This window comes from Nocardiopsis sp. SBT366, from assembly GCF_001083815.1.
GTDB lineage: Bacteria > Actinomycetota > Actinomycetes > Streptosporangiales > Streptosporangiaceae > Nocardiopsis > Nocardiopsis prasina.
Map to the genome: position 1 here is coordinate 1 of NZ_LAVM01000170.1, position 1,622 is coordinate 1,622.

A 1,622-nucleotide genomic window follows, 5' to 3' on the forward strand; every position below is an offset into this window, starting at 1 on the left:
CCCGACTCCCTCGCCGCCCTCGCCGACGCCCCGCCCCCGGAGACGGGATCCGCGACCAGCGCCGAGGACGACCCGACGCACGATGGCGCGCACGCCCCGGACGACACCACCGGCACCGACGGCACCGCCAACGGCGCGGCGAACGCCGCCCCGCCGACCCCGACCCGCGCCGTCAACGTCGACAACGGGCACTCCCCCGGCGGCCACCGTCCCAGCATGGCCACCTACGCCGCCGACCCCCTCTCGGGCGGGGAAACCGAACCCCCCGCCGCGGCCGCCGTTCCCGACGCCGGCTCCCCCGACCACGTCCTGCTGAGCAGGATCGGCCGCGTGGACCCCCTCAGCCTCGACGACTACCGCGCGGCGGGCGGATACGCCGCGCTCCGCGAGGCCCTGCGCCTCGGCCCCGCCGGGGTGATCCGCGAGGTCACCGACTCCGGTCTGGTGGGCCGGGGCGGCGCCGCCTTCCCCACCGGGCGCAAGTGGAACGCCACCGCCCAGCAGCCGGACACCCCGCACTACCTGGTGTGCAACGCCGACGAGAGCGAGCCCGGCACCTTCAAGGACCGGGTCCTCATGGAGGGTGACCCCTTCTCCGTGGTCGAGGCCATGACCGTCGCCGGGTACGCGATCGGTGCCCGAAACGGCTACCTCTACATCCGGGGCGAGTACCCACGCGCGCTGCGCCACCTGGAGAACGCCCTCTCCCTGGCCCGGGAACGCGGCCTGCTCGGCTCCGACGTCCTGGGGTCCGGCTTCTCGTTCGACATCGAGATCCGACGCGGCGCGGGCGCCTACATCTGCGGGGAGGAGACCGCCATCTTCGGCTCCATCGAGGGCCAGCGCGGCGAGCCCCGCACCAAACCGCCCTTCCCCGTGGAGAAGGGGCTGTTCGGCAAACCGACCGCAGTGAACAACGTGGAGACCCTGGTCAACGTGCTCCCCGTGCTCCTCATGGGCGGGCCCGCCTACGCCGCCGTGGGCACGAAGGGCTCCACCGGACCCAAACTGTTCTGCGTGTCCGGCGGGGTGCGCCGCCCCGGACTCTACGAACTGCCCTTCGGCGCCACCCTGGGCGACCTCGTCGAGGCCGCGGGCGGGATGCCCGAGGGGCGTTCCATCCGGGCCGTGCTCCTGGGCGGGGCGGCCGGGACCTTCGTGCGGGGCGACGAGCTGGACATCCCGCTGACCTTCGAGGGGGCGCGTGCGGCCGGGACCTCTCTGGGGTCCGGCGTGGTGCTGGTCCTGGACGACACCGCCGACCTCGGCGCGACCCTCGCCCGGGTGGCGGCCTTCTTCCGCGACGAGTCCTGCGGGCAGTGCGTGCCCTGCCGGGTGGGGACGGTGCGCCAGGAGGAGTCGCTGCTGCGGCTGCGCTCCGGTGCGTCCCCCGCCCAGGAGCTGCCCCTGCTTCGGGAGGTCGGCCGGGCCATGCGGGACGCGTCCATCTGCGGCCTGGGCCAGACCGCCTGGAACGCCGTGGAGTCCGCCATCGACCGGCTCGGCCTCTACTCCGGGTCCGGCCCCGACGGCTCCGGCGCCCCCGATCCCGACCACCCACACACGGCAGGCGTTGCGGGGGGTGAGTGTGTCCCCGTGGCAGAGGGTGGGCACCTCGGTCC

1 protein-coding gene is annotated in these 1,622 nt (G+C 74.8%); it reads left to right on the forward strand.

Annotated elements, in window-relative coordinates:
- Window positions 1–1,622: NADH-quinone oxidoreductase subunit F (locus tag ADX84_RS25070; RefSeq protein ID WP_234004226.1), on the forward strand; the 1,622-nt coding region annotated here is incomplete at both ends.